This is a genomic window from Microcystis sp. M53598_WE2 (assembly GCF_030067735.1).
GTDB classification, from domain to species: Bacteria; Cyanobacteriota; Cyanobacteriia; order Cyanobacteriales; family Microcystaceae; genus Microcystis; species Microcystis aeruginosa.
The window spans coordinates 1-5,598 of record NZ_JASJFE010001085.1 but is presented as its reverse complement, the minus strand read 5'-3'; the positions used below and the strand labels follow the sequence as shown (position 1 = coordinate 5,598).

Sequence of the window (5,598 nt, the reverse complement as noted above, 5' to 3'; positions counted from 1 at the left end):
TTGCTCACCTTGATGTGGGGGAATGGAATAACCAGAAGGGATTTTCATCATGACAATTTCAAACCAAGAACCCTTAACAGATTGACAAGGTAAATGAGTGATTTTATCTTGGTTGTTGGATAGTGTTAATAAAACATCTTCTGACGGTAAAGCAGAGGTAATCCGTTTAAGATCAAATCCAATCATCGGTTCTGATAAAGGATTAAAAGCACCATGAGGAATATTGCCATCAGCTATATAAACATCTTGCAAAGGTCTTAAGGGTTTAATCAAATCTTTAATATACAGTTCTAGTTCTGCTGAGAATACCATGCCAATTTGACTTTCAGGATGTTGGTGGGATTCAAGTTTAGCATTAGGAGCTATAACGTATAATTGAAAAATGGTATCTTGGCATTGAAAAACCTCTAATTCTACATGATGATTGAGTTTAAGAGGATCGGGAATTGGGAAAAATTCAGACATGATTTTAGGGTACAGGTTCAAAATGAAATTGAGAGGTTAAATCTCAATTATTTTTATGTGATGAAGGCAACTATTTTGAGCGGATAGGTAGCTTTTTTAGGTATGCACTGGTAAATAAATACTTTGAATCATGGTGTTTTCCTTTTTGTGAAATAAAGACCAACTCATCTCAATTTTACCATATTGTGAAATAAATTCTAAATCATATTCTCGGAGGGCATTTTCATTGGTAATGGCTAAATCTGCCAACCCTTGTTTAACTTGAATAGCGGCCACACTGGTAGAATTGACAAATTTGATTTTAATCTTATTTTGATTCAGGTCGCCAGGTAATAAATAAGGAAGTAAAGGAAGAGGAGCGGGATGAGTGACCAGGGTACAATTTTCTAAAACGATTTCTTCATTTTTTCGCTTGGCTAATCCGTAAACGGGTGTGGGATAGGTGAAGATAAAACCTAGTTTAAACCTCGGTTCCATATAGAAATCATTAATTTTTTCATAGGCATGGGGGACTAACGCCAAATCTATCTGATTTTGCAGTAAAGATTCCTTTAAATCTGTAAAGCTATCAAATAAATGACTATTAACCGAAATCTGTTGTAATTTCCATTGAGAAATTAGATAATTTAAGGTTTGTTCACTACTGGTTTCTTTTGGCCCCAAAGTGCCAACGCTTAAGGTTTTGACATCAAGCTGGGGATAACACAATTCCATTGAAAACTTTAACATGGTTTTAAGGCTCCTGAATTTTTAAGGGCGGATAAATTAGGATTTCCGGTGCAAAATAAAACAATTTCAAGTTCAGCAATTAAAAATTTTACCAACTCATCAACGGCGGCTTCTGATTCAATCGCTGCTACGAGAAACGGTCGAGCCAACCCTCCTAAATCGGCTCCTAAAGCGATGGATTTGGCAAGGTCTAAGCCATTTTTTAAGCCCCCAGAAGCAATTAAAGGAATGGTTGAATTCATAGACCGAATGGCGGTAATACATTCAGCCGTAGGTAAACCCCAATCGGCAAAAACTTGTCCGAGATGCCTTTGTCTGTTGTCTTTGGCTCTTTGGCTTTCGACTTTGGCCCAGGACGTGCCTCCGGCTCCCGCCACATCAATCGCGGCGACTCCGGCTTCAATTAATTGTTTGGCCATCACCGCAGAGATGCCATTTCCGACTTCTTTGGCGATGACAGGAACGGGTAATTGAGCGCAAATTTGCTGAATTTTAGCGAGTAAACCTTTAAAATTAGAATCGCCTCCCGATTGCACCCATTCTTGTAAAGGATTGAGATGCAGAATTAAGGCATCAGCTTCTAATAATTCCACCAATTTTAAACAGTCTTCTAAACCGCAGCCGTAATTTAACTGTACAGCCCCTAAATTCGCTAACAGGAGAATATCTGGTGCCAGAGAACGGACTGCAAAGGTCGGCGCTAATTCCGGTTGTTCGAGTGCAATGCGTTGAGAACCCACCCCCATCGCTAAACCATAGCGTTGAGCGACCGTTGCCAATCGAGTATTGACTAAATGGGCTAATTCTGTTCCTCCAGTCATGGAAGATATTAGAATTGGAGCTTTTAGAGATTTCCCCAAAAAGGTTGTCCCCAGTTCAATATCGCTACGGTCAAGTTCAGGAAGACAACAATGGGTAAAACGATATTTTTCTAAATCGCTTGTAAGTTGTTGAAATTCTACATCTTCTTCGATACAAACTCGCAGATGTTCGCTTTTACGATTTTCAATTTCACTGGGAAGATTAGGCGATGACATAGTTGTTATCAAGCATGAGGGTTAAACATTAAATTGAGTTTAAAAATCGAGTTCTGAAAGCAGTTCATCTAGTTCTACCTGATTAAGATCCGCATCGGGAAAATCCGATGGAGTATAGCCCCCTTCTGCCGATAAACAATGGTTAATCAGGCTTTCTAAAGAATCTCGATAAGCAGCGGCTAAATTTTTGATCGTTGTTTGATGATGAAAATTTTCACTATATTGCCATTCCATGTCAAGTTGCCCATCAACCACAATTCCATGAATCGCAATTAAATGGGAACGTTGTCCCAAAGGACTATGAATGGAACCACTGGATTCTTGAGATAATTTCCAGCCTATCTCGCCGATTTGATGGCTTGTAAATTGACCTAAATAATTAAAGCTGACTTGAGCTTTTGGATAGTTTTTTAACGGGGATTGAATCGTTAAATCTGAACTCAGATAATATCCAATTCCATAATCAAATCCCCGATTCGGAATTTGTCGTAATTGCTCTTTAATGGACTTGAGACATTCACCGGGATGGTGAAGATTTTCTAAGGTCAAAAAGACGGGAAAAATACTGGTAAACCAACCCACAGTTCGAGATAAATTCACGGATTCAATTACATTCTCTCTTCCATGACCTTCCATGTCAAGCAAAAGCTTATAACTCCCTGTCCAATGGCCAAAAGCTTGGACTAAAGCGGTTAATAAAATATCATTAATTTGGGTGTTATAAGCTTGCGGAACCTCCTGTAAGAGTAAGCGGGTTTGTTCTTCGGTTAAGGTGAAAGAAACCGTTTTTGCATGGGCAACAATGTTGGACTGAGCTTCACCTTGACAGTCCAAAGGAAGAGGAGAAATTGAGGGAAAATCACGGTTTAGCCAATACTTGAATTGAGCGTGAAATTCTGGGGTTTTCGCATAGTTTTGCAGTTCCTCAGCCCAAGTTTTAAAAGAACTGGTTTTAGGAGGAAGTTGCAGAGGCTTTTGGGTTTCTAATTGCTGGTAAATAGTGACGAAATCTTCGAGGATAATCCGCCAAGAAATTCCATCTACTGCTAAATGATGAATCACAATTAACATTTTTCCCCTCTCAGCCAAGGCGAAGAAAACCACCGCCATTAAGGGTCCTTCCTCTAAATCCAGAACCCGTTGTTGAACCTCGGAAATTTCTGCTATCTTGGTCAATTGTTCATCGCAAGATAGATGGGATAAATCCACCTTTTCAAAGGCAAAATTATTGCAATCATCGCTGTGATTTTGTTGCCATTTTTCCCCTTTTTGAACAAACCGTAACCGCAAAGCATCATGGTGATAGAGTAATTTAGAAATAGTTTGTTTTAATAAATCAGGTTGTAGATTATTGGGAACCTCTAACAAGATAGATTGATTAAAGTGATGACGTTCGGGCCAGTTTTGTTCAAAAAACCATTTTTGAATCGGAGTTAAGGGGACGTAACCGATGACTAAATCCTGTGTGGTTTGATTAACCGAAACTCGCTCCGCTACGGTGGCTAATTGAGCGATAGTTTGATGACTAAATAACTGTTTAGGAGTAATTTCTAATCCCGCTTGATTAGCTTGAGCAATAATTTGAATGGCTAAGATAGAATCTCCTCCCAATTCAAAAAAGTTATCGTTAATACTAATAGTTTTAAGTCCTAAAACCCTTTGCCAAATTGCAGCGAGAATGCGTTCTGTTTCTGTACCTGGGCTAAAATTGATGGCAGCTTCATTCTCTAATTCTAGTGCAGGTTGTGGGAGAGCGCGACGATCGATTTTACCATTAGGGGTTAGGGGAAAAGCGTCTAACAAGACGAAGAAAGCAGGAACCATATATTGAGGTAACTTTTCTTGCAAAAATAAACGCAATTGAGAAACAGTTAAGTTTTGAGAGGCAATCACATAAGCACATAAACGCTTAACACCGGGTTGATCTTCTCTGGCAATAATAATCGCTTCTTTAACTTGGGGATGTTGATTGAGAATGGTTTCAATTTCCCCTAATTCAATTCTAAAACCTCTAATCTTAACTTGATGATCAATACGTCCAATAAATTCAATTTGTCCGTCGTTTACATAACGAACTAAATCACCGGTTTTGTAAAGGCGATCACTGAGTTTTTGACTAAAAGGATTAGCAATAAATTTAGAATCGGTTAACTCTGGACGGTTGAGATATCCTTTAGCTAATCCAACGCTGGCAAGATGTAATTCCCCAGGAACACCAATAGGAACGGGTTGGAGATAGCGATCAAGAATATAGATTTTGGTGTTGGCGATCGGACGACCAATGGGCAGCATATTCATGTCTTCAAAGCATTGTGCAACTGTAGCACAGACAGTGGATTCCGTTGGCCCGTAAGCATTAAAAAAACGCCGTCCATTAGCCCATTGAATAACCAAAGAAGGAGGGCAGGGTTCTCCCGCAACAATGATATTCTGCAATGCTGGCAAGTTCTCACTGGACAGAGCGGCGAGTGCTGATGGCACAAGAGTCAAATGGGTAATCTCCTGCTCTTGTAACAGTTCCAGTAAAGGTTGTCCTGGTTGTAGTTCTTCCCGCGTTCCCAGATAAAGCCTTGCCCCCGCACAAAGAGCCATGACAATTTCCGAAATAGAAGCATCAAAGCTAATGGATGCAAACTGAAGGACACAACTATCTGGCTGCACGTTAAATAGCTTGATTTGTGCTTGGGATAGATTACACAATCCTCGATGAGCAACGAGAACTCCTTTCGGCTTTCCGGTTGAGCCAGAAGTGTAAATGACATAAGCTAAGTTCTCTGGTGTTAGGCTAGTGATAGGGTAACTTTTACTTTCGGTAGAGATTTCTTTCCAATCGGAATCTAAGCAAATTACTTGTGCTTGATGCTGTGGTAACGAGGTGACCAGTTTTTCCTCAGTCAATAGAACTGCTAGTTGCGAATCATCGAGCATATAAGCGATCCGCTCAGATGGATAAGTAGGGTCTATGGGAACATAAGCGCCAGCTGCTTTCAGGATACCTAAAATCCCTACTATCATTTCAAGGGAAGGTTCGATACAGATGCCCACCAGTGTTTCTGGTTTTACCCCCAAGGTTTGTAAATAGTTGGCTAATTGGTTCGCCTTGCTGTTTAGTTCTCGGTAGGTTAGCTGTTCGCCTTTAAAAATTAGTGCTATGGCATCTGGTGTTTGTTCTACCCACGCTTCAAATAACTGATGAATACAGTAATGATCAGGATAAGACGTTTGAGTTTGATTCCATTCTACTAATAATTGTTGTTCTTCCGATTCAGTCAGTAACGGTAATTCCCCGACGGTTTGCTGAGGATTGGCTACAATTCCTTTTAATAAAGTTTGGAAATGACCCACCATGCGGGTAATTCTTTCGGCG

Annotated in this window: 4 protein-coding genes; all 4 read right to left on the bottom strand. The window is 39.9% G+C overall.

Annotated elements, in window-relative coordinates; genetic code table 11:
* The coding region (locus PX636_RS22110; protein WP_288118933.1) for a cupin domain-containing protein at nt 1-465 on the bottom strand (465 nt) is incomplete at its 3' end.
* Between the two features lie 96 nt (nt 466-561).
* On the bottom strand, nt 562-1,194 hold the full coding sequence (locus tag PX636_RS22105; RefSeq protein WP_288118930.1) for a LysR family transcriptional regulator: 633 nt from the start codon (nt 1,192-1,194) through the stop codon (nt 562-564).
* On the bottom strand, nt 1,188-2,231 hold the full coding sequence (gene fni, locus PX636_RS22100) for a type 2 isopentenyl-diphosphate Delta-isomerase (protein WP_002796364.1): 1,044 nt from the start codon (nt 2,229-2,231) through the stop codon (nt 1,188-1,190). The genes PX636_RS22105 and fni overlap by 7 nt, the downstream gene beginning before the upstream one ends.
* A gap of 39 nt (nt 2,232-2,270) precedes the next feature.
* Nucleotides 2,271-5,598 (bottom strand): non-ribosomal peptide synthetase (locus PX636_RS22095; RefSeq protein WP_288118928.1); only part of this gene is annotated, 3,328 nt, incomplete at its 5' end.

Coding starts and splice junctions, on each gene's coding strand:
- PX636_RS22105 (WP_288118930.1), bottom strand. CDS start 1,194: ATGTTAAAGTTTTCAATGGAATTGTGTTATCCCCAGCTTGATGTCAAA.
- fni (WP_002796364.1), bottom strand. CDS start 2,231: ATGTCATCGCCTAATCTTCCCAGTGAAATTGAAAATCGTAAAAGCGAA.